The 23,203-nt window shown below is 67.4% G+C and carries 23 protein-coding genes; 13 read left to right on the plus strand and 10 right to left on the minus strand.

From position 1 onward, the window contains the following. Positions 1–41: 41 nt before the first annotated feature. Positions 42–773: an SDR family oxidoreductase gene (locus tag J3E61_RS31465; RefSeq protein ID WP_210086548.1), complete on the minus strand. Its 732-nt coding sequence runs from the start codon at positions 771–773 to the stop codon at positions 42–44. Positions 774–853: 80 nt separating this feature from the next. Between J3E61_RS31465 and J3E61_RS31470 the strand changes: the two genes are divergently transcribed. From J3E61_RS31470 to J3E61_RS31505, 8 genes are read left to right on the plus strand one after another with little or no spacing between them, the layout of a single operon-like run. Continuing rightward, positions 854–1,456 (plus strand): hypothetical protein, encoded by a 603-nt coding sequence (locus tag J3E61_RS31470; protein WP_210086767.1) that lies wholly within the window; start codon positions 854–856, stop codon positions 1,454–1,456. A gap of 28 nt (positions 1,457–1,484) precedes the next feature. Beyond that, on the plus strand, positions 1,485–3,824 hold the full coding sequence (gene lon, locus J3E61_RS31475; protein ID WP_210086549.1) for an endopeptidase La: 2,340 nt from the start codon (positions 1,485–1,487) through the stop codon (positions 3,822–3,824). Next, on the plus strand, positions 3,824–4,849 hold the full coding sequence (locus J3E61_RS31480; protein WP_210086550.1) for an LLM class flavin-dependent oxidoreductase: 1,026 nt from the start codon (positions 3,824–3,826) through the stop codon (positions 4,847–4,849). The genes lon and J3E61_RS31480 overlap by 1 nt, the downstream gene beginning before the upstream one ends. Before the next feature lie 9 nt (positions 4,850–4,858). Beyond that, positions 4,859–5,191: a TfoX/Sxy family protein gene (locus J3E61_RS31485; RefSeq protein WP_192722679.1), complete on the plus strand. Its 333-nt coding sequence runs from the start codon at positions 4,859–4,861 to the stop codon at positions 5,189–5,191. Next, positions 5,157–5,927: a DUF72 domain-containing protein gene (locus J3E61_RS31490; protein WP_192722678.1), complete on the plus strand. Its 771-nt coding sequence runs from the start codon at positions 5,157–5,159 to the stop codon at positions 5,925–5,927. The genes J3E61_RS31485 and J3E61_RS31490 overlap by 35 nt, the downstream gene beginning before the upstream one ends. Before the next feature lie 27 nt (positions 5,928–5,954). Then, a complete protein-coding gene (locus J3E61_RS31495) occupies positions 5,955–7,145 on the plus strand; it encodes an FAD-dependent oxidoreductase (RefSeq protein ID WP_210086551.1) in 1,191 nt (396 codons plus the stop codon). Between the two features lie 11 nt (positions 7,146–7,156). Continuing rightward, positions 7,157–7,705, plus strand: a complete 549-nt coding sequence (locus J3E61_RS31500) for a hypothetical protein (protein WP_192722676.1) — start codon at positions 7,157–7,159, stop codon at positions 7,703–7,705. Then, positions 7,702–8,496 (plus strand): SDR family NAD(P)-dependent oxidoreductase, encoded by a 795-nt coding sequence (locus J3E61_RS31505; protein ID WP_210086552.1) that lies wholly within the window; start codon positions 7,702–7,704, stop codon positions 8,494–8,496. The genes J3E61_RS31500 and J3E61_RS31505 overlap by 4 nt, the downstream gene beginning before the upstream one ends. On the opposite strand, the gene J3E61_RS31510 is transcribed toward J3E61_RS31505, so the two are convergent. From J3E61_RS31510 to J3E61_RS31520, 3 genes are read right to left on the minus strand one after another with little or no spacing between them, the layout of a single operon-like run. Continuing rightward, positions 8,493–9,968 (minus strand): acetyl-CoA acetyltransferase, encoded by a 1,476-nt coding sequence (locus tag J3E61_RS31510; RefSeq protein WP_210086553.1) that lies wholly within the window; start codon positions 9,966–9,968, stop codon positions 8,493–8,495. The two genes, J3E61_RS31505 and J3E61_RS31510, sit on opposite strands and share 4 nt — an antisense overlap. A gap of 4 nt (positions 9,969–9,972) precedes the next feature. Then, the gene (locus tag J3E61_RS31515) at positions 9,973–12,264 is read right to left on the minus strand and encodes a CoA transferase (RefSeq protein ID WP_210086554.1); all 2,292 of its coding nucleotides are present in this window, start codon (positions 12,262–12,264) and stop codon (positions 9,973–9,975) included. Beyond that, the gene (locus tag J3E61_RS31520; RefSeq protein WP_210086555.1) at positions 12,261–13,145 is read right to left on the minus strand and encodes a TIGR03619 family F420-dependent LLM class oxidoreductase; all 885 of its coding nucleotides are present in this window, start codon (positions 13,143–13,145) and stop codon (positions 12,261–12,263) included. The genes J3E61_RS31515 and J3E61_RS31520 overlap by 4 nt, the downstream gene beginning before the upstream one ends. Positions 13,146–13,220: 75 nt before the next feature. Between J3E61_RS31520 and J3E61_RS31525 the strand changes: the two genes are divergently transcribed. Both J3E61_RS31525 and J3E61_RS31530 read left to right on the plus strand, forming a co-directional pair. Next, positions 13,221–15,608: a phosphoketolase family protein gene (locus J3E61_RS31525; RefSeq protein WP_210086556.1), complete on the plus strand. Its 2,388-nt coding sequence runs from the start codon at positions 13,221–13,223 to the stop codon at positions 15,606–15,608. Positions 15,609–15,635: 27 nt separating this feature from the next. Further along, positions 15,636–16,385, plus strand: coding sequence for a CPBP family intramembrane metalloprotease (locus J3E61_RS31530; RefSeq protein ID WP_210086557.1), 750 nt, complete (start codon positions 15,636–15,638; stop codon positions 16,383–16,385). On the opposite strand, the gene J3E61_RS31535 is transcribed toward J3E61_RS31530, so the two are convergent. Beyond that, entirely contained in the window at positions 16,386–16,970 is a 585-nt protein-coding gene (locus tag J3E61_RS31535; protein ID WP_210086558.1) for a CGNR zinc finger domain-containing protein, read from the minus strand. 118 nt (positions 16,971–17,088) lie between these two features. Between J3E61_RS31535 and J3E61_RS31540 the strand changes: the two genes are divergently transcribed. Continuing rightward, a complete protein-coding gene (locus J3E61_RS31540; RefSeq protein ID WP_192722668.1) occupies positions 17,089–17,568 on the plus strand; it encodes a hypothetical protein in 480 nt (159 codons plus the stop codon). Here the strand turns inward: J3E61_RS31540 and J3E61_RS31545 are convergent. Together J3E61_RS31545 and J3E61_RS31550 are read right to left on the minus strand one after the other, a co-directional pair. Beyond that, complete coding sequence (locus J3E61_RS31545) at positions 17,565–18,581, minus strand: zinc-binding alcohol dehydrogenase family protein (protein ID WP_210086559.1); 1,017 nt, start codon at positions 18,579–18,581, stop codon at positions 17,565–17,567. The genes J3E61_RS31540 and J3E61_RS31545 overlap by 4 nt on opposite strands. Before the next feature lie 32 nt (positions 18,582–18,613). After that, complete coding sequence (locus J3E61_RS31550; protein WP_192722666.1) at positions 18,614–18,892, minus strand: GlsB/YeaQ/YmgE family stress response membrane protein; 279 nt, start codon at positions 18,890–18,892, stop codon at positions 18,614–18,616. A gap of 179 nt (positions 18,893–19,071) precedes the next feature. Between J3E61_RS31550 and J3E61_RS31555 the strand changes: the two genes are divergently transcribed. Further along, positions 19,072–19,326: a hypothetical protein gene (locus J3E61_RS31555; RefSeq protein ID WP_210086560.1), complete on the plus strand. Its 255-nt coding sequence runs from the start codon at positions 19,072–19,074 to the stop codon at positions 19,324–19,326. A 20-nt stretch (positions 19,327–19,346) separates the two neighbouring features. Here J3E61_RS31555 and J3E61_RS31560 read toward each other — a convergent pair whose 3' ends face one another. From J3E61_RS31560 to modB, 3 genes are all read right to left on the minus strand, one after another. Then, on the minus strand, positions 19,347–20,327 hold the full coding sequence (locus J3E61_RS31560; protein ID WP_210086561.1) for an alanine and proline-rich secreted protein Apa: 981 nt from the start codon (positions 20,325–20,327) through the stop codon (positions 19,347–19,349). Between the two features lie 223 nt (positions 20,328–20,550). Then, the gene (locus tag J3E61_RS31565; RefSeq protein ID WP_210086562.1) at positions 20,551–21,609 is read right to left on the minus strand and encodes an ATP-binding cassette domain-containing protein; all 1,059 of its coding nucleotides are present in this window, start codon (positions 21,607–21,609) and stop codon (positions 20,551–20,553) included. A gap of 6 nt (positions 21,610–21,615) precedes the next feature. Further along, positions 21,616–22,362 (minus strand): molybdate ABC transporter permease subunit, encoded by a 747-nt coding sequence (modB, locus tag J3E61_RS31570; protein ID WP_210086768.1) that lies wholly within the window; start codon positions 22,360–22,362, stop codon positions 21,616–21,618. Between the two features lie 161 nt (positions 22,363–22,523). Here modB and J3E61_RS31575 point away from each other — a divergent pair, with 161 nt between their 5' ends. Next, on the plus strand, positions 22,524–23,195 hold the full coding sequence (locus tag J3E61_RS31575; protein WP_210086769.1) for an SDR family oxidoreductase: 672 nt from the start codon (positions 22,524–22,526) through the stop codon (positions 23,193–23,195). Positions 23,196–23,203: the final 8 nt, after the last annotated feature.

Consider the following 23,203-nt stretch of genomic DNA (forward strand, 5'->3'; position numbering starts at 1 on the left):
ACCCCCGAACGGCAGGCTCCCTGCTCGTTCGGGGGTCGCCGTCAGCCTTGGACCGTCGGGCGGATGGTGATGTCGCCGATCTCCACGTCGTGGGGCTGTTCGATGGCGAACGCGACCGCTCGGGCCACGGCGTCGGGCGCAAGCCCGAAAGTGTCCATGCTGGAACGTATCTGGGCCCGCAGCGCGGGGTCGGTGATCGAGCTGTCCAACTCGGTGCGCACGAAGCCCGGTGAGATGGACGTGGTCCGGATCGCGCCGTCGGTCGACTCCTGCCGCAGCGCCTCCATCACCGTGCGCACGGCGTTCTTGGTGCCGGCGTAGACGCCCATGTCGGGCGTGATCTTCAGGCCCGCGGTCGACACGATCGTCACGAAATGGCCCCGGCCCTGCGAGACGAACACCGGCATGGCCGCGGCGATTCCGTTCAGCACACCGCGCAGGTTCACATCGATCATCGACGACCAGCCGGCCAGGTCCGCGTCGGCCGTCGGCCCGATGACACTGATGCCGGCATTGGCCACCAACACGTCGAGGCGGCCGAACTCCGACACCGCGGTCGAAACCAGGCGCTGCAGATCCTCGGGTCTGGTGACGTCGATCGTGGCGGTCGCCACCTCGGCGCCGCCGCCGCCTAGTTCGGCGGCGATGCGGTCGAGCCGGTCGGTGCGGCGCGCGCCAAGCACCACGGCCGCGCCGCGAGCGGCGAGCACGCGGGCGGTGGCTTCCCCGATGCCGCTACTGGCCCCGGTGATGGCGATGACGGTCTTGGTCATGTGAGCTACGACCTCACTCATCCCTTCGCTATTCCGATCTCAGTAATGTGGCCTCGATGACTGAATCCCGGCGGCGCGCGATGTTTCTCGGCATTGCGCTCGATATCGCCCCGCCGCTGATCGGCTATTACGGCCTGCGCGCTGCAGGGGCATCCGAGTACGTCGCACTGCTGACGGCCACGATCCTGTCCGGGCTGAAGGTCGCCTACGACGCCGTCAAGGCGCGGCGCCTGGATCCGTTCGCCGGCTATCTGGTGCTCACCTTCGGGCTGAGCCTGGCCGTGGCACTGGCCACCACCGATCCGAAGCTCATCCTGTCGGGCAACACGGCGGTCAACGGGATCAGCGGGCTGATCTTTCTCGGCAGCTGCGTGATCGGGACTCCACTGACGCAGGTGGTGGCCGAACGGTTCCGGCCGGCTGACGACGAAGGCACGGACGAACCGGGCGCGGAGGCCTATCGCCGTCGCGTCCACATTCTGCTGTCCGCGATGTGGGGCGTCGGGCTGCTCATCGAGGTCGCGGCGCGGCTGGTGATCATCGCCAGGGTCTCCGTCGACGTCGCGAACGGTGTGACCTCGATCGTCTCCTGGGCGACGATCGGCGTGCTGATGGCGGCCACATTCGCGATCGGGGGCCGCGCGCACGCGCGATGGGAACAAAGGAGCGCCGTCCAGGGTTGAGTCGATCTGACTGAACTTTGGAGGAGCTATGGCTGAAGCCAAATCCGTGCCTGTCTTGTTCTTGAGCGACTCGATCGTGCTGCCCGGCATGGTCGTGCCGATCGAGCTCGATGACGCGGCACGTGCCGCTGTCGATGCCGCCCGGGCCAGCGAGTCCGGCGAGCTGCTGATCGCCCCGCGTCTCGAGGACCGATACCCGTCCTATGGCGTGCTGGCATCGATCGTGCAGGTCGGCCGGGTCGCCGGGGGCATCGCAGCGGTGGTGCGCGGCAACAGCCGCGCCCAGATCGGAGCTGGCGCCAACGGTCCGGGGCCTGCCCTGTGGGTCGAGGTGACCGAAGTCACCGAGCCCGCCGCGACCGACGAGACCCGTGCACTGGCCGCCGAATACAAGAAGCTGCTGCTGGCCTACCTGCAGCGGCGGGAGGCGTGGCAGATCGTCGACTTCGTCAACCAGCTGACCGACCCGTCGGCGCTGGCGGACACGGCCGGCTACGCGTCGTACCTGACGCAGGTGCAGAAGCGCCAACTGCTCGAGACACCCGACGTGGCCGAGCGGTTGCGGGCGCTGATCGAGTGGAACAGCGACCACCTGGCCGAGGTCGAGGTCAACGACAAGATCGCCGAAGACGTCCGCGAAGGCATGGAGAAGACGCAGAAGGAGTTCCTGCTGCGTCAGCAGTTGGCGGCCATCCGCAAGGAACTCGGGGAATCGGAAGACGGGGCCGGATCTTCTGATGACTACCGGAGCCGCGTCGAGGCAGCCGATCTGCCCGAGAAGGTCCGCGAAGCCGCGCTGCGCGAGGTGGGCAAGCTGGAGCGATCCAGCGAGCAGAGTCCGGAGGGCGGTTGGATCCGCACCTGGCTGGACACCGTGCTGGACCTGCCCTGGAACACGCGCACCGAGGACTCGACCGACTTGAAGTCGGCGCGCGAGATTCTCGACGCCGACCACCACGGGCTGGAGGACGTCAAGGATCGCATCGTCGAATACCTGGCCGTGCGGGCCCGTCGCGCACAGCGCGGCATGGCGGTCGTCGGCGGCCGCGGTTCCGGCGCCGTGATGGTGCTGGCCGGTCCGCCAGGCGTCGGCAAGACGTCGCTTGGTGAGAGCGTCGCAAGAGCGTTGGGCCGCAAGTTCGTTCGCGTGGCCCTTGGCGGTGTTCGCGACGAGGCCGAGATCCGTGGCCACCGGCGGACCTACGTCGGCGCGCTGCCCGGTCGCATCGTGCGTGCGATCGGCGAGGCGGGGTCGATGAATCCTGTTGTGCTGCTTGACGAGATCGACAAGGTCGGCTCCGACTACCGGGGCGACCCGTCGGCGGCGCTGCTCGAGGTGCTGGACCCTGCGCAGAACCACACGTTCCGCGACCACTACCTGGAGCTGGATCTGGACCTGTCCGACGTCGTGTTCCTCGCGACGGCCAATGTGATCGAGAACATCCCGTCGGCCCTGCTGGACCGGATGGAGCTGATCCAGATCGACGGCTACACCGCCGACGACAAGGTCGCGATCGCGCGCGACTTCCTGCTGCCCCGGCAGCGGGAGCGGGCCGCACTGACTGACGACGAGGTCACCGTGACCGAGGATGCGCTGCGCAAGATCGCGGCCGACTACACCCGCGAGCCAGGGGTTCGGCAGTTCGAGCGGTTGCTGGCCAAGGCGCTGCGCAAGGCGACCACGAAACTGGCATCGGAGGGATCGACCAACCTCGTCATCGATGAGCCGGATCTCGTTGGCTACCTTGGCCGTCCGCGCTTCAGGCCGGAATCGGAGGAACGCACGGCGGTGCCGGGTGTGGCGACGGGTCTGGCGGTGACGGGCCTCGGCGGCGATGTGCTCTACATCGAGGCCGGCGCCACCGATGGAGAACCGGGGCTGCAGTTGACCGGTCAACTGGGCGACGTGATGAAGGAGTCGGCGCAGATCGCGCTGTCCTACGTCCGCAGTCACGCCGCACAGTTGGGCGTCGACCCCAAGGCGCTGGACCGCCGGATCCACGTGCACGTGCCTGCGGGTGCGGTGCCCAAGGACGGGCCGTCGGCAGGTGTGACGATGGTGACCGCGCTGGTGTCGATGGCCACCGGGCGTCAGGTGCGTTCGGATGTCGGCATGACCGGCGAGGTGACGTTGAACGGCCGCGTGCTGCCGATCGGTGGTGTGAAGCAGAAGCTGCTTGCCGCGCAACGGGCAGGGCTGTCAACGGTTTTCATCCCACAACGCAACGAGGCCGACCTCGACCCCGAACATGGAGGGGTCCCGGCCGATGTCCTCGAGTCGCTGGACGTCAAGCCGATGACCGACGTCGCCGACATCGTCGCGCAGGCGCTTGAGCCTGCGGACAGTCCGGCTACCGTGGCCGCCTGATGCCCGCACCCGGAAAGCCGTTGCGCAAGCTCGGATTCCTGACGATCGGCCGTTTCGATGCGGCCGATCCAGGACCCGGGCACGAGCTGACGCTGTCGATGATCGAGCGCGCTGAAGCGCTCGGTTTCGACAGCGTCTGGCTGCGGTGTCGGCACCTGCAACCGGGCATCTCGTCGCCGGTCGCAATCATGGCGGCAGCGACTCAACGCACCAGCCGGATCGAATTGGGCACGGCGGTGATCCCGCTCGGTCTGGAGAATCCGCTGCGGCTGGCCGAGGACCTCGCGACGGTCGACGTCCTGTCGGGTGGCCGAATCAATCCCGGCGTCTCGGTTGGCACGCCCATGCTCTACGACCACTACAAGACCAGTCTCTACCCGGAAACCCATGCGCTGGAGAACTTTTCGAAGGATCGGGTACTGCGGCTGCTGGAGTGCCTTCGCGGCGACCCCGTGAGCGACTTCGAGGGCAAGGTCGGCATCGAAGAATTCACCCGCAACGTGCAGCCACATTCATCCGGCCTGGCTTCGCGGGTCTGGTACGGCGGCGGGCTGTCGTCCGCGATCTGGGCCGGCCAGCAGCGCATCAACTACATGACCAGTTCGGTGGTCAGCATCGAAGGCACCGAGTCCCGCGATTTCGCGACCATTCAGGGTGAGCACATCGATGCGTTCCTGGCGCATCATCCAGAGGGACGCGTGTCACACGGCCTTGTCGTGATTCCGACCGACTCGGCTTCGCCGGCGCAGATCGAGAAGTACCGCGCGTACGCTGCGTCCCGCTTCGAACGCACAAAGTCACCGCAGGGCCCGCGCGGCATGATGTTCTCCCCCGATTACGTCGGCACGTCCGACGAACTTGCCGAGACGCTGTACAACCACGCCGGCTTCCAACGTGCCAACGAGGTGGCGTTCGCGCTGCCGTTCACGTTCGACGAGGACGACTATGTCCAGATCGTGACGGATATGGCGGAGAAGCTGGGGCCGAAGTTGAGCTGGACGCCGAATGTCGGGGCCGAGCGCTAACGTCCTCCCATGGCCTATGACGAAGACCTGGCCTACCGGATCCGTGAGCTCATCGCCGCCGAACGCGGCGTCGAGGAAAAGCGGATGTTCGGTGGGCTGGCGTTCCTGATCAACGGCAACATGTCGGTGGCCGCCAGCGGCCGCGGCGGGCTGATGGTGCGCGTTCCTCCGGACGAGACGGAAAAGCTGGTGGCCCGCGACCACGTCGAACCGATGATCATGGCGGGGCGTGAGACTCGCGGCTGGATTCGGGTATCCATCGACGGTGTCAAGACGAAACGCCAGCTTGCGGGCTGGGTGAGCCGCGGTGTCGACTACGCGAAAAGCCTCCCGCCGAAGTAACGAGATCCGCATCGGCACCTCAGGCTGGTCCTATGACCACTGGGCGGATGTGCTGTATCGGCCCGGGCTGCCGGTGGCCAAGAGGCTGGCCCGCTACGTCGAGGAGTACGACACCGTCGAACTCAACGCCAGCTTCTACCGGTGGCCGAAAGACGCCACCTTTTCCGGTTGGCGGGAGCGGTTGCCTGCCGGCTTCACGATGTCGGTCAAGGCCCATCGCGGGCTGACGCACTACCGGCGGCTGGGCACACCCGAACCGTGGGTCGAGCGATTCGAGCGGTGCTGGACCGCGCTCGGTGATCGGCGCGAAGCGCTGCTGGTTCAACTGCATCCCGGGATGGAACGCAACGACGAGCGACTCGATCATTTCTTGAGCGCGATGCCTGACTGGATTCCCGTCGCAATGGAGTTGCGGCATCCGTCTTGGGACGATCCGGCCGTCTATGCGCTGCTGGAACGTCACGACGCCGCATATGTGGTGATGAGCGGCGCGGGGCTGCGGTGTGTCCCCCGCGCGACAAGCTCGCTGGTGTACGTCCGGATGCACGGACCGCCGCAGGATTCGATGTATTCCGGTTCGTACCCCGACGACGAGCTGCGGCAGTGGGCCGACCGGCTATCCGAATGGCATTCGGAGGGTCGGCGGGTGCTCGTCTACTTCAACAACGACCTCGGCGGCCACGCGATCCGCAACTCACGCACCCTCAAGGAACTGCTCGCGGCACGTGTCGGCTGAACCGGCCTGCGAGTAGGGTCGGATGACATGACAACGTCGTCCACATTCGCCATCGTCGGCGGTGGCCTCGCCGGCGCCAAGGCAGCAGAAGCATTGCGCGACAACGATTTCGACGGTCACGTGGTGTTGTTCGCCGCCGAAGAGCACCTGCCCTATGAGCGTCCGCCGCTGTCCAAGGAATACCTGGCAGGCAAGAAACAAGTCTCAGACTTCACGCCGGCTTCCTCGGCCTGGTATCGCGATCACCACATCGAACTGCAGCTGGGCACCGAGGTCACCGCGATCGACCCGGCCGGTCATACCGTCTCCCGTCCCGACGGCGCTACCGTGCGCTACGACAAGCTCCTGCTCGCCACCGGTTCGCAACCCCGCAGGCCGCCGATCCCCGGCGCCGACGCCGACGGTGTCCACTACCTGCGCACGCTTGACGACGCCGACGCGCTGAATTCCGCACTGGTCGAAGGTTCTTCGCTTGCCGTCGTCGGCGGCGGCTGGATCGGCCTCGAGGTCGCCGCAGGCGCCCGCGACCGCGGCGTCAAAGTCACCGTCGTCGAGATGGCCGAGCTGCCGCTGATGGCCGCCCTCGGCCGCGAAGTCGGCGAGGTCTTCGCCGACCTGCACCGCGAACACGGCGTCGACCTCCGCCTCGGCGCCTCGGTTTCGGAGATCACCACCACGGGTGGCAAGGCGACCGGGCTCGCGCTCGGCGACGGCTCCACCGTCGACGCCGACACTGTGCTGGTCGCGGTCGGCGCGGCGCCCAACACGGGGCTTGCCGAGCAAGCCGGCCTGGCCGTCGCCGACGGCGGCGTACTCGTCGATCCGTCGCTGCGCACCAGCGATCCCGACATCTTCGCGGTCGGCGACATCGCCGCCGCCGAGCATCCGCTGTTCGGCACCCGCATCCGCACCGAGCATTGGGCCAACGCGCTCAAGCAGCCCGCGATCGCCGTCGCGGGCATGCTCGGCAAGCAGGTGTCCTACGACGAACTCCCCTACTTCTTCACCGATCAGTACGACCTCGGCATGGAGTACGTCGGCCACGCGCCGCGCTATGAAAGGGTCGTCTTCCGTGGCGACCTGTCCAGGCGCGAGTTCACCGCGTTCTGGCTCGACGGCGACGACCGGGTGCTGGCAGGAATGAATGTGAACATCTGGGAAGGGCTTGACGACATCAAGTCGCTGATCCGGTCCCGTGAACCGTTGGGAGACGCTTGATCCGCCACATCATGGCCGCGTTGTCCGCGGTCGGTATGCTCGCCGGTTGTTCCGGTGCGACCGTGGTCAACACCTCCGAGACGTCGGGTGAGCCGACTGCCGCCGCGCCCGTCGCGTCGTCGCCGGCGCCGAGCAACGCACACCTCGTCAACGCGTTCGACTACGTCGGGCAGGCAGGCGACATCACGGGCTACTACTTCACCACGCCAAGCGGTAAGTGGCGCTGCGCGATCCTGACTCGCATCAAGGCAGGTTGCCAGGCGTCGAGCAGCTGGCAATCCGGCCTTGGGGTCGAGGGCGAGCCGGACTCGACGAACGCGATCGTCGTCGACGAACAAGGCGAACCGCAGTTCGTCACACTGGATCAACCGGAATTCACGTTGGAGTCCGGACCGGCAAAGGCGTTGCCGTTCAACAGAATTCTTGCTGCCGCCGGATTCCGCTGCAATGTGCAGGAATCCGGCGTGTCCTGCCTGAGTGAATTGAGCGGCAAGGGATTCACCTTCTCCGCCGACGGATTCACACCGCAATACACCGACGTGCCAGAAGGAGCGCCGTGAAAATCGAGGCGGGACAGACCGCGGTGGTGACCGGCGGAACCAGCGGCATCGGGTTTGCGATTGCTGAAGCGCTGGTGGCTCGCGGTGTGAACGTGATGATCGCCGACATCCGTGAGGACGCAATTCCCGTCGCGGTCGACGCGCTGGCCGGTTCGCCAGGTCATGCCGCCGGGGTGCGGGCAGACGTCAGCGTCGACGCCGCCCTGGACGCCCTCGCTGATGCGACGGTCGAACGGTTCGGCCGCGTCGACCTCGTCTGCAACAACGCCGGGGTGGTCTGCGAACAGGCACCGACATGGGAACAGCGACCGGGGACGTGGCGCTGGCTCGTCGACGTCAAGCTGATGGGCGTCGTCAACGGGATCCGTACGTTCGCACCGCTGTTCATCGCACAGGGGTCAGGGCATTTCCTCAACACCGCCTCGGCGGGCGGGTTGATGGCGCTGCCGATGCTCGCGCCTTACGCCGCGACCATGCACGCGGTGGTCGGACTGACCGAGACGCTGAACGCCGAACTACGCTCGGTGTCAAGCCTTTTGGGCGCAACCGTGCTGTGCCCCGGCCTCGTCGACACACCGCTGGGCGCCAACTCGGCCCGACTGGTGCCTCCGGATGCCGCCGCGACACCGGGCGACGGCAGCGGAATGCCCGCAGGAGCGATCAGCCCCGCGATCGTGGCCCAGGCCGCGATCGAGGCCGTCGAGGCCGACCGCGTGCACGCGATCGTCGGCCTACACACCGACGTGGTGGTGAAACAGCGCGTGGAAGGCTTGCTGGCCGATCTGGTTTAGATCAGGCTCGCGGTGCCGTCGGCATTGACCTGCACCTTGGCACTCGCGATGTCGTCGCGGATGGTCGCTTCGGCCTCCGAAGGCTCTGCGATCACCGCGAGCACCCGGGCATCCTCGGGTGTGCGTACGGCAAGGAAGGCCTTCTCTGCGGTGCCGGTGCGGCTGAACGGGGTGGTCCACGCCTCGACCGTGCCGACCCCAGCCCATTCGACCAGCCCATCGCGCGTCGGTTCGCGGTCGACCTCGGATTGCACGTCTTCCCAACGGAATTCGTGGCGCGGCGGCTGCGTGCCGTATATGCCGAAGCTGTGCTTGGTCAGATATCCGCCGTTGGCGGTGACGAGTCCGCGCTGGCCGGGGTTGGCGACCAAGCGCTCGGCCATGGTGGCGATCGAGTGGGTGACGTAGTTGTTCCACGGGCCGCCCGCGAACGTCAGGCCGCCGGTGACGGTCAACGGCCTGCCGGGGTCACCGAGCGGTAGCCCGAGCTCGTTGGCGGCCACCTGCACCGCAGAGGGGAAACACGAGTACACGTCGATCAGGTCGAGGTCGTCTACGCCGACGCCTGCCAGCTGCATGGCCCGTTGCCCGGCGATCCTGATCGCGGGTGAGCGGTGGAACTCGGCCCGTTCGCTGATGGCATACGTGTCGTGCGAATCGGAGCCCGCGTACGGGAAAACCCAACGCTCGGAAGGAATTTGCAGGTAGGTCGCCTTCTCGGCCGAGGTGAGCACGAGCACCGCGCCCTGGTCGACCATGTTGTTGGAGTTCATCAGCTTGGTGTAGGGCCAGCTGATCATCCGATTGCGGGGGCTTGGCTGCCAGATCTGGTGTGGCGCCAGCGGCTCCCGGCTCCACGCGTGCGGATTCTTGGCGGCCACCCCGCTGAACTGCGACCACAGCGCGCCGATGCGCCGCAGATGCTCATCGGCTGACTCCCCCGCCGCGATCCGCAGGGCCTGCTCGAACATTGGATAGACGTAGGCCGGTCGGTCCAGCTTGATCCGAAGCTCGGCGGGCCCGGCCATCTGCATGTCTTCGTCGAGACGCTCGGCCATCGGAACGGACTCGTCCTGGCTGGTCCATTCCGGCTTGGCGCCGCTGGCGCGCAGTCTCGTTCGGGTGCGCCAGGTTTCGGCGCCCGCGATCAGCACCGCATCGGCGCGGCCCGCCTGGATGTCCAGGCACGCCTGGTTGACCAGCGTCTGCGGGACGTTGCCGCCGACCCCGGTGTAGCGGGTCGCGGCGTCCTTGGCGCGCAGCCGCTGGGCCAACAGCAGCCCAGGATCGCGGTAGCGCCAGGACAGCACGTCGACGACACGGATCGAGTCGACTGCCTCGAGCACCCGGGGGTCGGCCGCGGCGCGAGCGGCCGCCACCATCAGGTCGACGGGCTCGACGCCTGGGTGGTCGTCATGCTGGTTGACCTGGCCATAGCCGATGAGTACCGGCGTCCTTGGGTCGATGGGCATGGGTCTAGTTTGGTCTCTCCTGGTGAGTGAACAAAACTCCGTCGGCGAGCAGTCGATCGGTCTCGTCCGCGTCGAGGGACAGCAGCTTCTGGCAGATTTCGAGCGTGTGCTCGCCGGGCATCGGGGCAGGGCGCAGTTCTGCGGGTGGGATGTGGATATAGGGCGCGGGTCCGGTCTCGGTCGGCATCGGCGCGTCGAACAGCGGATGAGCCATGTCGCTGAACATGTTTCGATGCGTCAGCTGTGGGTCGGCCAGCACATCGACGGCCCGGTACATCGGGGCGGCGGGCACGCCCGCGCGTTGCAGTGCATGCGCGACGTCCGTCTTGTCGCGGGTCCGCGTCCAGTCAGCGGGTTCCAGACCGCCGGTGACCGCCGACAGCGCCGCGCGGTCGGAATCGTCGCGCAGCGAGATCACGCACCACTCGTCGTCGCCTTCGCACGGGCAAACCACATGCACCGCGGGATCGTCGACGATCGGTTGGCCCGCGGCGCGGGCCTCGTCGGCGACATAGGAGGTGGCCAGTTGGTTCACCGCGGCCTCGGCCTGTGAAATATGTACGTGCGCGCCGGATCCGGTCTGGTCGCGGCCGATCAGCGCGGCCAATGCCGCGACCGCGGTGAGCCTGGCCGACACGTGATCGGGGAAGATCGTGGTCGCATCGTAGAAGCTGCCGAGCGGTGCGTCCTTCGAGGTCCACAGCCAGGTCACGCCGGTGGTGGCCCGCACCAGCGGGCCGTAGCCCATCCGCTCGCTCCACGGGCCGGTGGCCCCGAACGCGCTGCTCTCCGCCAGCACGATGCGCGGGTTGAGCTCACGCAGCCGCTGGTAGGAAAAACCAAGCGACGCAAGCGTTCCCGGCTTGAAGTTGGCGAACACCGCGTCGGCGCCTGCGACCAACTTCTCGAACAATGCGCCACCCGAGGGATGCCGCAGATCCAGGCCGAGGCTGTATTCATTGCGATGGGTCAACGCCCACGACCTGCTCATCACCATGCCGGGCGGGGTCTGCCGCAAGCCGTCGGGATACGCGGCGCTCTCGATCTTGATGACATCGGCACCGAGGTCGGCGAACAACCGGCCAAGCTCCCCGCCGGCCACGATCACACCGAGGTCGAGGATCCGCATTCCCTCGAACGGCCGAGTGATGGGATCGGCCGCTGTCCTCTCGGGACGCTCTGTCGCCCAGGCTGTTTCGTCGGCTCCCAGCGACGGCGCAGGGTCGGTGTATCCGGCGTGTGCGCCGTCGACGACGAACGGCCCAACCGGGACCGAAACGCCCGGTTCGGCATCGACCAGCGCTCCGACGGCCTGGAAATGCTCGGACGACAGCGCCTGCGCGGGCGTGAGCACCGCTGCGATCGGCACCCCGCGGCGCTGCCCCTCGGCAACCAGGTCGGCCATCGTCTGCCCGGCGCACAAATCCGCGAGAGCCTCGTTCAACTCGCGCGATGCCGCGTATCGCGCCGCGATGGTGTCGAACTTCGGGTCGACGAACTGCTCGGGATCGCCCAGCCACCCGCGCATGCCCCGCCACTGCCGTGGTGACAGCAGGCAGATGCGCACATATCCGTCCCGGCACGCAAAGATGGGGTACAGCTGCTGATTTCGCGGCCTGCCACGCCACAACTCGTTGGACTTCTTCAGCCCCACAGCCGCCTGACCCTCCGAGCCGAAGGGCGGATCGAGCGACTGCACCACCGCCTCGTATCGGGAGAAATCGATGTATTCACCTGTGCCACAACGCAATCGGCGATAGAAGGCGGCGAGGGCGGCCCATGCGGCCTGCACCGCTGCGGTGGCCGACGCAATTCCGAGCGGCGGCAGCACCGGCGTGCCCGAGGTCGGACCGCTGCGCGACAGCGCGGTCGACATGGCGTACAGCACCGCGTCGGTCGCCTGCCACGACGCGTGCGGGCCTGTTGCCCCGAAATCCGTGACCGACACTGCCACCAGCTGCTCGAACTGCTCGGCCAGCGCCGCACACGAGGTGCCATAGGCGGCCAACGTCCCGTCGTCCACCACGATGTCGGCCGAGCCTGCCAGCTCGATCAGCCGTTCGCGATCGGTGGCATCGCCTGGATCGAGTACCGCGCCGCGCTTGTTGGCGTTCTGTAACGCGAACGGAATGCTCACGCCGCCCATGCTGGGCAGCGCCTGTCGCGCCGGACTGCCTTGCGGGGGCTCGATTTTCAGCACGTCGGCGCCGAGGTCGGCGAACAGCCGGCTGACTGCATCGGAGTCCGCGCCGCCGCTGTCGAGCACCCGAACGCCCTCGAGAAGTCCTTTTCTCACCGGGCCAGCAGCCGTTCCACCCAGGCCAAGTGGGCGTCGGTGTCGGTCGCCACGTACTGCAGGTCGACGAACGCGTCGGGATAGCCGTTGTCGGCCAGCAGCGCAACGGCATCGGCGACCGTGTCGACCGGTGTGCCCTCGGCGACGTTGACCCGCACGTAGGTGTGGATCGTCGAAGGGTCACGGCCGGCGGCGCGGGCCGCCTCGTCGATCGTGTGCCGCTGCCAGCGCAGCATGTCGAGGCTCACGTTTGCCGGCACGTTCACCCCGGCCATCCAGCCGTCGGCGCGCCTGCCGATGCGGGCCAGACCGGCGGGCGTGAACGCGCCCAGATAGATCGGCGGGTGCGGACGCTGAATCGGCTTGAGGTTCACCCATGATTCGGGGATGGCCCACCGGTCGCCGTCATGTCGAACCGGATTGGCGGTCCACAGCGCATGGAGGGTGTCCAGGAGTTCGTCGAGTTGTGCGCCGCGGCGACGAAACGGTGCGCCTGCGGCCTGGTACTCCTCGGGTGACCAGCCGATGCCGAACCCGGGCAGCAGGCGGCCGCCGCTGATCACGTCGATGCTCGTCAACTGCCGGGCCAACTGCACCGGCGGGTACCACGGCGCCACGAACACGCTGCTGCCCAGCCGGGCCGTGGTGGTGGCGGTAGCAGCCACCGTCAGCGCGATGAACGGATCCAGGTTGGTGCGGAACTGCTCGGGCACGGTGTCTGAGCCGACGTAGCCGACGGTCGGATTGACCGCTGCCAGCAGCCTGTCCCCGACCCAGAGGCTGTCGGCGCCGAGTTGTTCGGCTGTCGACGCGAAACGGGCGAGCTCGCCGACGGCCAAGGCGGCTGACTCCCCGAACTGCGGCACCGCGAATCCGAGCACGACCGTCAGGCTAATGCTTGAGGTTCAGCGATTCGGGTACTAGGCCCCTACTGCTGTTCACCCGCCGAGACGATGATGAACCAAGTGACCGCCCAAGCCCTTTCCCCGACGCTGTCCGATCGCGAACTCGAACTGATCAACGCCTACTGGCGCGCCGCCAATTACCTGTCGGTTGGCCAGATCTATCTGCTCGACAACCCGCTGCTGCGTGACCCATTGGTCGCCGAGCACATCAAACCGCGGCTGCTCGGCCACTGGGGCACCACGCCAGGGCTGAACCTGATCTACGCGCACCTGAACCGTGTCATCCGGCACCGCGACCTCAACGTCATCTACGTCACCGGTCCAGGCCACGGCGGTCCAGGCCTGGTTGCGAACGCATATCTGGAGGGCACCTACAGCGAGGTGTACTCGGGCATCGAGGAGGATGTCGACGGACTGCGAAAGTTGTTCCGCCAGTTCTCATTTCCCGGTGGCATCCCCAGCCATGTCGCCGCGGAGACGCCAGGCTCGATCCACGAGGGCGGTGAGCTCGGCTACGCGCTGGTGCACGCCTACGGCGCCGCCTTCGACAACCCGGATCTGATCGTGGCGTGCGTGATCGGCGACGGCGAGGCCGAGACGGGTCCGCTGGCGACGAGCTGGCATTCGAACAAGTTCCTCAACCCCGTCACCGACGGCGCGGTGCTGCCGATCCTGCACCTCAACGGCTACAAGATCGCCAACCCGACGGTGCTGGCGCGCATCCCCCAGGAGGAGTTGGAATCGCTGTTCTACGGATACGGCTACCGGCCGATCACGGTCGCCGGGGACGATCCGACAAACGTGCATCAGCAGCTGGCCACCGCGTTGGACGAGGCGTTCGATCAGATCGGCGCGATCCAGCAGGCGGCGCGGCTGGACGGTGAGGCGGGCAGGCCCCTGTGGCCGATGATCATCATGCGCACCCCCAAGGGCTGGACCGGCCCGAAGGAGGTGGACGGCAAGAAGGTCGAGGACACCTGGCGCTCGCATCAGGTGCCGTTGTCCGAGACGCACACCAACCCCGAGCACATGGCGCAACTCGAGACGTGGCTGCGCAGTTATGCGCCCGAGGAACTGTTCGACGAGCAGGGCGTGCTGCGGCCCGAGCTGCGGGCGTTGGCACCGACCGGGCAGCGCCGAATGAGTGCGAATCCACACGCCAACGGCGGGCTGCTGCTGCGCGATCTCGATCTGCCCGATTTCGCCGACTACGCCGTCGCCGTGGACAACCCCGCGGCGTCAACCGCCGAGGCCACCCGCGTGCTCGGCGCCTTCCTTCGCGACGTGATCGCCCGCAACCCCGACCGCTTCCGGTTGATGGGGCCCGACGAAACCGCGTCGAACCGGCTCGCGACGGTCTTCGAGGCGACCGACAAGGCGTGGCTGGCGGAAACCGGGCCCGACGACGAGAACCTCGGGCCCGAAGGCCGCGTCATGGAGGTGCTCTCTGAGCATCTGTGCCAGGGCTGGCTCGAGGGCTACCTGCTGACCGGCAGGCACGGACTGTTCAACTGCTACGAGGCGTTCGTGCACATCGTCGACTCGATGCTCAACCAGCACGCCAAGTGGCTGACCCGCAACCGGGAACTGCCATGGCGGCAGCCGATCGCGTCGCTGAATTACCTTCTGACATCCCATGTTTGGCGTCAGGACCACAACGGGGCTTCGCACCAGGATCCCGGGTTCATCGATCACGTCGCGAACAAACGGGCCGAAGTGGTACGGGTGTACCTGCCGCCGGACGCCAACACGTTGCTCTCGGTCGCCGATCACTGCCTGCGCAGCCGCGACTACGTCAACGTGATCGTGGCGGGTAAGCAACCGGCGCTGACGTACCTGGACATGGACGCCGCGATCGCCCACTGCACCCGCGGCCTTGGGATCTGGGAGTGGGCCAGCAGCGCCACCGGTGAGCCGGATGTGGTGCTGGCATGCGCGGGCGACATCCCGACGCTCGAGACGCTGGCCGCCGCCGACATCCTGCGGCGCGAACTGCCCGAGTTGGCGGTCCGTGTGATCAACGTCGTCGACATCATGCGGCTGCAACCGGATTCCGAACACCCGCACGGGCTTTCGGACCACGAGTTCAACTCGTTGTTCACCACCGACACGCCGGTGATCTTCGCCTACCACGGCTACCCGTGGCTGATTCACCGGCTGACGTATCGCCGGGCCAACCACGCGCAGATGCACGTGCGTGGGTTCAAGGAGCGCGGCACCACGACGACACCCTTCGACATGGTGATGCTCAACGACCTCGACCGGTTCCATCTGGTGCTCGACGTCATCGACCGGGTGCCCGGGCTCGCCAACCGCGCCGCAGTGCTCCGTCAGCGGATGCTCGATGCCCGGTTGGCCGCCCGGCGCTACACCCGCGAGCACGGCGAGGACGACCCGAAGATATCGGGTTGGACCTGGGATTCTGCCTTCGAGCGGTGACAGCGGTCACCCGTATACTCGGGTGCAATGTCCGAGCAGGTGGTTGCCCCCGTCGTGGGCCAGTTGGCTGCGTTGCACCACATGCGCACCTATGTCGACATCGGCGTGGTCGTGGTGGTGTTGGCGCTGACCAATGTGATCGCGCACTTCACGACGCCGTGGGCCAGCATCGCCACCGTGCCCGCGGCCGCGGTCGGCCTGCTGATCCTGGTGCGTTCGCGTGGTCTCGGCTGGGCTGAACTCGGCCTGAGCCGCGAACACTGGAAGGCAGGCGCCGGTTACGCGGTTGCCGCTGTAGCGGTGGTGTTGACCGTGATCGCGGTCGGCATGCTGCTGCCCTGGACCCGGCCGATGTTCATGAACAACAACTACGCGACGGTGTCGGGCGCGCTGATCGCCTCGATGGTGATCATCCCGCTGCAGACCGTCATCCCCGAGGAACTCGCGTTTCGCGGCGTTCTGCACGGCGCACTCAACCGCGCCTGGGGCTTCCGGGGCGTGGCGGCGGCGGGCTCGTTGCTGTTCGGCCTGTGGCACATCGCCACCTCGCTGGGCCTGACCAGCAGCAACGTCGGCTTCACCCGGATCTTCGGCGGTGGCGTGTTCGGCACGGTCGCGGGTGTGGTGCTTGCGGTCGCGGCGACGGCGTTCGCTGGTTTCGTGTTCACCTGGCTGCGCAGGCGCAGCGGCAGCCTGATCGCCCCGATTGCATTGCACTGGTCGCTCAACGGGCTGGGCGCATTGGCCGCCGCCCTGGTGTGGCACCTGTCGACCTGACTAGCGCGCCTTGCTCCTGGCGCGAAACGCTCGGTTTTTCAACTTGTTTCCACACGCCGCCATGTCGCACCAGGTGCCGCCGTGGTTGCGCGCCCGGTCGTAGAACGCCCACCGGCATTCGTCGTTTGCGCAGGCCTTCAACCGCGCCCAACTGCCGTCGCGCTGAGCGTCGCGAATGATCAGCAGCAGGTCGACCAGTCGCTCGCGCAACGAATCACCGGCCGCCGCTAAGCGGATTTCACCGTCGTCGCCGAGATCCGCGCGGGCGCTGCCGGTGTCCGCGACGGCCCTCAACACGCCCAGCGCTGTTTTATTCGGTGGCGGCCCGCCCGCGTTGTGTACCAACATTGTTCGTAGCGCCTCGCGCACAGCACGGACGAGGTCAAGGTCCTCCTGCGACAGGTTGGCCCGCGGCGCCAGCAGGTTGTTGTCGACAAGCCACGGCAGGGCATCGTCGGGGTCCGCCAGGCGGTCCTGCCCGATCTCGATGTCGATGGTGTTCACCAGCGACTGGATCCGATCGAGCGGGGCCGGCGCAGGTCTCTCCTCGTTGTCGCCAGTCCAGCGCCCAGGCGCTCTCGTCATGCGGCCAGTCTAGACGCGCATGACCGTTAAATCAACTTGACTGGTCATGCATGACCGGTATAGCGTGTTAGATAGTCACGAGGTTTGAGCGCGGTTTTCCAGGCAAGAGGTAGTGGAGATGTCGAACAACAGGATTTCGCCCGATCTGTTTTCCGTCGTGAGCGACGCCGAGTGGCGGAGCGCTGCGTCGCGGCCGTCGCTGGTCGCTCGGCTGATCGCGCGGTTGCGTGCCGACACGTTCGACCATCAGCTTGCCGTCGGCGTTCCGGCTCCGGCCGGCAGCGCGCTCGCTGCGCATCAGGCACGGTTGACGTCGACCGCCGAACGCGAAGCCATTGCCCGGTCGCTACGGACAGCCGTGAATGACTCCCACACCGGAGCCGTCTTCTCATCGCGGATTCCGTTGCACGCCCGCAACATTGCGGCGGCCGAAGAGCTGATCGACACGATCACGTTGCGGCTGCACTCTCCTCAGCCGGTGTGCGCACGCGGGATGGCGCGGCTGCGCCGTGTGCTTTCCGACGGCAGCGGCCCGCTCTACTGGTACGGCGAGGGTGACCTGCGTGGCCGGCTCGGCGCGGCACTGGCAGCGCTCTAGACCAACAGCACCGCTGCGCCTGCGATGCGGCCCTCGCTCAGGTCCGACAGTGCCGTATCCGCTTGCGCGAGCGGATATTCCGGGCTGGTCACGTCGATGTGGTGCTGACCGGCGAACGCGAGGAACTCGCGGGCGTCGTTGCGGGTGTTGGACGTCACCGATCGCACCTGACGCTCTTGGAACAAGTGGCGCTCGTAGTTCAGCGCCGGGATGTCGCTGAGATAGATGCCCGCGATCGCCAGCGTGCCGCCTCGGTCGAGGGCCTCGAGCGCGGGCAGCACCAGATCGCCGACGGGCGCGAACAGAATCGCGGAGTCCAGTGGCGCCGGCGGCCGGTCGGTGGAGCCCTGCGCCGAGGCCGCACCCAGTGACAGCGCCAACTCGCGGGCATGCTCGCCGCGGGTCATGACATGTACCTCTGCGCCCTGCGCGATGGCCACCTGGGCAGTGAGATGGGCGCTGCCGCCGAACCCGTAGATGCCGAGCCGGCCGCCCGCAGGCAGCTCGGCTCGCTGCAGTGAGCGGTAGCCGATGATGCCCGCGCACAGCAATGGAGCCAATTCGGTGTTGGAATACCCCGAGGGCAGATGATGCGCGAAAGCCGCAGGGACAGTGGCGAATTCGGCGTATCCGCCATCGGCGTCCCAGCCCGTGTAGCGAGACTCTGGGCAGAGATTCTCCTGCCCGCGGATGCAGAACTTGCACTGCCCGCAGGTGTGGCGCAGCCACGCGATGCCGACTCGGTCGCCGACGGTGAACTCGTCGCCGGCATCGGGGCCGACTTCGGCGACCTCCCCGACCACCTCGTGGCCGGGGACCACACCGGCGCGGTGCACCGGCAGGTCGCCTTCGGTCACGTGGAGATCGGTGCGGCACACGCCGCAGGCGTGCACGGCGACCAGGAGTTCGCCCGGCCCCGGCCGGGGCATCCCGACAGTGACGCGATCCAGCGGGCGAGCGATGAGCGGGCCCGGTCGACGGACCCGCCACGCGGTCATGGTTGGGGCGGCCATCCACCTATGGTGCGCGCCCGTCGGGACTCGGGCTAAGTCTTAGACGTTCGTCCCTTCACGAAGCCGAAGACCAGCAACAGGATCACTGCCCCAACGAGGGCGCCGAGGAAGGAATGATTGATCGGTGGGGTGACCGTGAATTCGTGCGGCGGAAAGACAACGCTGCCTAACGTGCCGCCGACATAGCCGCCCACGATCCCGAGGAGCGCTGTCAGGATCAAGCCCATGTCGTGCTTGCCGGGCACGATGAATCGAGCGATCGCGCCGACAATCAATCCGAGAATGAGCATCCAGATGACGTGCCAAATCATGATATAGACGGTATCCCGGCCGCGGGTAAGGTTGCTGACCCGAAATGGGCCAGAACGTCAATTGTTTCCGCAGGTCGTCGAGCGCCGCGGAATCCGTAGGAAAAATCCCGATTCGCAATCGGTCACGGCGGCATAACCTGGATATAACGGGCCGGGGACAGCGAAATAAGGGGTGAACAATGAAAGCATTTGTCGCACTAGCGGTCAGCGGGTTGGTAGCGAGCGGCGTCGCGTTGGCCGCTCCGGCCAACGCTGGATGCCAGAGCGGATGGACGCCGTGGGGCGGCGGGGAGATATGCGACGGACCCATCGCACCCGACGGCACCTTCCAGCGCTGCCAGACCGTCGGCGTCTTGGGTTTCGGCGGGAGCATGCCCTGCTTCGTCGTCGACGCCAATAATCTGAACGGCCAACCGCCGTGGGTAGGCCCGTAACAGCCGACCGCCGCTAGCGCTTAGCCCGCAGGCATCATCCCGGGCGCACTGTTCGGGTCGACCGGGACCGGCACGCCGACGTTCGGATTCTGCCCAGGCGCGGTGGTACCGCCCGCGGGTGGCGGAGGCGCGTTCGGGTCCGGCGGCGGCGGTGGCGGCGCGGTGTAGGGCCGGATCGACTGAGCCAGCGTCACGGCCTGGTCCTTCGGCACCGGATTGTTGGCGGTGCCGAGCCAGACCACGAACCAGCGCTCAGGGGCACGCTGTCCGCGCGGTGTGCCGGGCGCGGTCGGTGCTCCGACGACGCCCGCCCAGATCTGGCCGACCGGCTTGTTCGCGTCGGTGAACTTCACCTCGTAGTACGACGCAACGCCGTCCATGCCGCCCGCGTTGAGCGGAACGGTCTGCTGGTTGACGCGCGTGCCGGGGAACGGCATGAAGAACTCACCCATGTCGGATGCGAGCCGCTGGGCTGCCTTCGTGTTGTCCGTCTCCGCGCCCGCGAACAGCTTCAGGTCAAGCCGGCCGAGCAGCACGCTGGTGTCGCTGGGCGGTTGTGCCGGCTGCCCGTTCGGACCGGGGGCTGCCTCCGGCGGCGGGATCTTGTTCAACAGTGCCTGCCCGTAGGACAGCTGGGTGGCGTCGGCCACCTTCCAGCCCGCAGGCACCACATAGCTGAAGCCGCCCGCTGAGTTGTTGACCCGACCCGGCTCCGGCGGTGGAGCGGGTGCCGGCACCGGCGCGTTCGGATCCGGCGGCGGCGCATTGGGATCGGCGGGAGGCGGCGGAGGTGCGTTGGGATCGGCGGGCGGCGGCGGCGCAGGCGCCTCCGGAGGCGGCCCGTTGAGGAACGTATTGCCCGAGGGCGGTGGCGGCGGAGGCGGCGTCGTCGGATCGGCATTGGCCACCGACGGCAGTGACAGCACCACCACGGAGGCACCGGTCAGCGCAGCGATCGCCAGTGTCTTCGAGAGGCCCTTGCGGTGTTCCGGCTCAAGCATGTGGAAGAAACTACCGTGTTACGGCCGTGACGCAAGTGCGAGTTGCTCAAAAAGTGCTCAGCTGAAAGATTGCTGTATACCAAATAGTTACTGAGAGAACCTATTTCAGATGATTGCTGGCATGGCGAGGCCCCCGCGCGTCGCGCGGGGCGTGTGTTCTCACTGATGCCCCCGGTTTTGTGGCCGATTCGCAACGTTTTGATCGCGCCCGCCAGCCGGTCCGTTACGGGCCCGGATGCACGGTGACCTCCTGAGCCTTCACCGAGAAGTAAACGCGATCGCCCGGCACCAGACGTAACTCGGCCGCAGATTCGGCGGTGATGTCGGCGGCCAGGCCCGGAGCGCCGTCAGGTTGCTCGTCGGCGCGTACGCGAACCACCGCACCACGACTGTCGAGTTCGGCGACCGTCACCTCGACGGTGTTGCGCGGACTGCCATGCGGCTTGTCGCGGTATACGGCGACGGCGGCAGGGTTGAACAACGCCACCGCCGATTCACCGGCCCCCAGGTCCGGCCCCGGGCTGCCATGCCAGGAGGTCCCCCACTGCGTCGTCAGTACGCCGTCGGCGTCCGCGGTGCCGCCGACGAGGTTGACGCCAGCGAAGCGCGCGCCGAACCGGCTCCGCGGGGTAGCCAAAACCGTTGCAGCCGAACCACTCTCGACAATCCGGCCGGCCTCGAGCACGAGTACCCGATCGGCGAGGGTGAGCACGTCGAGCAGGTCGTGGGTGATCAGAACGGCGGATCGGCCGTCACGGGCCAGCATGCGGCGCAGCACCTTGCGCATCGCGGTGGCCGCCGCGACGTCGAGGCCCGCCAGCGGTTCGTCGAGCAGCAACACGTCGGGTTCTGCGGCCAGCGCCCGCGCCAATGCCACCCGCTGAGCCTGTCCGCCCGACAACTGCCTCGGCATCCGGTCGCCGAGTTCGGCCGCGTCGACCTCGGCGAGCCAATGTGCCGCGGCGGCACGGGAACTGCGAGGGGCGAACGCGACGTTGCCGGTGACGGTCAGATGGGGAAACAACAACGCGTCCTGCAGCAGCAGACCGACGCGGCGGTCGTGGGTCGGCACGTGTACACCGGTCGCGGTGTCGGTCAGCACGCGCTGGCCGACGCGCACTTCCCCGCGGTCGGGCCGCACCAGGCCGGCGATCACATGCAGCGCCGTCGACTTGCCCGACCCGTTCGGCCCGAGCACAGCCAGCACTTCGCCGGCGGCGACGTCGAATTCGAGGTCCACACCGCGGTTTTCGACGACTGCCCGCAACGCAACCCCGGTCATCGTCGGCTACCAGGCATCGGTGCCCCGCAGCCGCCGACTGCCCAGTCCGACGACGACGACCGCGGCGACTGCGACCAGAAGCAGGGACAACGCAACCGCGGCGTCGGCGTCGCTCTCGCGCTGCAGATAGATCTCCAAAGGCAGTGTGCGAGTGACACCCTCACGGGAACCGGCGAAGGTCAGCGTCGCACCGAACTCCCCCAGCGACCGCGCAAACGCCAGCACTGCACCGGAGATGAGCCCTGGCGCCAGCAGCGGCAGCGATACCCGCCACCACACTGTCGTCGGCTTGGCCCCGAGCGTCGCGGCGACCACCTCGTAGTCGGCTCCCGCGGTGCGGGCGGCGCCTTCCAACGCGATGACCAGGAACGGCAGCGAGACAAAAGTCTGCGCCAGCACCACCGCCGTCGTGGTGAACGCAATCTGAATGCCCGCGGCGTCGAGATACTCGCCGAGCAGCCCGAGCCTGCCGAACGCATACAGCAGCGCGATCCCCCCGACCACCGGCGGCAGCACCAGCGGCAACAGGATCAGCGGCCTGGCGATCCGAACCACGCGGGCATTGCTGCGCGCCAGCACCAACGCCATCGGCACGCCGAGCAGCAGGCACAGCAGCGTGCTGGCCGCCGCGGTCTTGAGGCTGAGCAGCAGCGCCGTGGTCGACGACTCGCTGGAGATCAGCGACCAGAAGCGCGGCCAATCGACCTTGGCGGCGACCGCGATCAATGGCACGACCACGAACAGCGCGCCCATCGCCGCGGGGACGTATATCCAGCGGGGCAGCACAAATCCCGACCCTATGACACGTACACCGAACTGTTGTCGTGTCGAATTTCACGCCCTAGCTACTGTCCAGTAACATGAGCCAGGATCGCTGGGGTTCAGCGTTGAACGAAGGCAGGGAGGTCCTTGTGATGGAGGTGCTCGTCACCGGCGGCGATACCGATCTTGGGCGCACGGTCGCGGAGGGCTTCCGCGACGCAGGCCACCGAGTCGTGATTGCAGGCGCCCGCCGCGACGACCTCGAGGTCGCCGCCAAGGAGCTCGACGTCGACGCGATCGTGTTCGACAACACCGACCCGGTCAGCCTCGAAGAGGCGCGCAGCCAGTTCCCCCACCACCTCGACACCATCGTGAACGTGCCTGCGCCGCGCTTCGACGCAGGCGATCCGCGCACCTACACGCTGGCCGACCTGGCCGCGGCATGGCGGAACACCCTCGACTCGACCGCGTTGTCTGCGGTGCTGACCGTGCAGATCCTCGGCGATCACCTGCGTTCCGGCGGGTCGATCGTCAACGTCATCCCCGAGCAGCCCCGCGAGGGCAGCGCCGAGGCCGCGGTGAAGGCCGCGATTTCCGATTGGACCGCGGGCCAGGCCACGCACTTCGGCACCCGCGGGATCACCGTCAACGCGGTGGCCTCCGGACGCAACGCCGAGCCCGGCTACGACGGCCTCTCCCGCACCCCGGCTCCGGTCGCCGAGGAGATCGCTCGGCTGGCGTTGTTCCTGACCACTCCTGCTGCGCGGCACATCACCGGCCAGACACTGCACGTCAGTCACGGCGCGCTGGCACAGTTCGGCTGAATATTCCC

Origin of the sequence: Mycobacterium sp. OAE908 (assembly GCF_017872775.1) — a bacterium.
In the GTDB taxonomy this organism is placed as follows: domain Bacteria; phylum Actinomycetota; class Actinomycetes; order Mycobacteriales; family Mycobacteriaceae; genus Mycobacterium.

Coding starts and splice junctions, on each gene's coding strand:
- J3E61_RS31465 (WP_210086548.1), bottom strand. CDS start 773: ATGACCAAGACCGTCATCGCCATCACCGGGGCCAGTAGCGGCATCGGG.
- J3E61_RS31470 (WP_210086767.1), top strand. CDS start 854: ATGTTTCTCGGCATTGCGCTCGATATCGCCCCGCCGCTGATCGGCTAT.
- lon (WP_210086549.1), top strand. CDS start 1,485: ATGGCTGAAGCCAAATCCGTGCCTGTCTTGTTCTTGAGCGACTCGATC.
- J3E61_RS31480 (WP_210086550.1), top strand. CDS start 3,824: ATGCCCGCACCCGGAAAGCCGTTGCGCAAGCTCGGATTCCTGACGATC.
- J3E61_RS31485 (WP_192722679.1), top strand. CDS start 4,859: ATGGCCTATGACGAAGACCTGGCCTACCGGATCCGTGAGCTCATCGCC.
- J3E61_RS31495 (WP_210086551.1), top strand. CDS start 5,955: ATGACAACGTCGTCCACATTCGCCATCGTCGGCGGTGGCCTCGCCGGC.
- J3E61_RS31500 (WP_192722676.1), top strand. CDS start 7,157: ATGGCCGCGTTGTCCGCGGTCGGTATGCTCGCCGGTTGTTCCGGTGCG.
- J3E61_RS31510 (WP_210086553.1), bottom strand. CDS start 9,968: ATGCCCATCGACCCAAGGACGCCGGTACTCATCGGCTATGGCCAGGTC.
- J3E61_RS31525 (WP_210086556.1), top strand. CDS start 13,221: ATGAACCAAGTGACCGCCCAAGCCCTTTCCCCGACGCTGTCCGATCGC.
- J3E61_RS31530 (WP_210086557.1), top strand. CDS start 15,636: ATGTCCGAGCAGGTGGTTGCCCCCGTCGTGGGCCAGTTGGCTGCGTTG.
- J3E61_RS31535 (WP_210086558.1), bottom strand. CDS start 16,970: ATGACGAGAGCGCCTGGGCGCTGGACTGGCGACAACGAGGAGAGACCT.
- J3E61_RS31540 (WP_192722668.1), top strand. CDS start 17,089: ATGTCGAACAACAGGATTTCGCCCGATCTGTTTTCCGTCGTGAGCGAC.
- J3E61_RS31545 (WP_210086559.1), bottom strand. CDS start 18,581: ATGGCCGCCCCAACCATGACCGCGTGGCGGGTCCGTCGACCGGGCCCG.
- J3E61_RS31550 (WP_192722666.1), bottom strand. CDS start 18,892: ATGATTTGGCACGTCATCTGGATGCTCATTCTCGGATTGATTGTCGGC.
- J3E61_RS31555 (WP_210086560.1), top strand. CDS start 19,072: ATGAAAGCATTTGTCGCACTAGCGGTCAGCGGGTTGGTAGCGAGCGGC.
- J3E61_RS31560 (WP_210086561.1), bottom strand. CDS start 20,327: ATGCTTGAGCCGGAACACCGCAAGGGCCTCTCGAAGACACTGGCGATC.
- J3E61_RS31565 (WP_210086562.1), bottom strand. CDS start 21,609: ATGACCGGGGTTGCGTTGCGGGCAGTCGTCGAAAACCGCGGTGTGGAC.
- modB (WP_210086768.1), bottom strand. CDS start 22,362: ATGGGCGCGCTGTTCGTGGTCGTGCCATTGATCGCGGTCGCCGCCAAG.
- J3E61_RS31575 (WP_210086769.1), top strand. CDS start 22,524: ATGGAGGTGCTCGTCACCGGCGGCGATACCGATCTTGGGCGCACGGTC.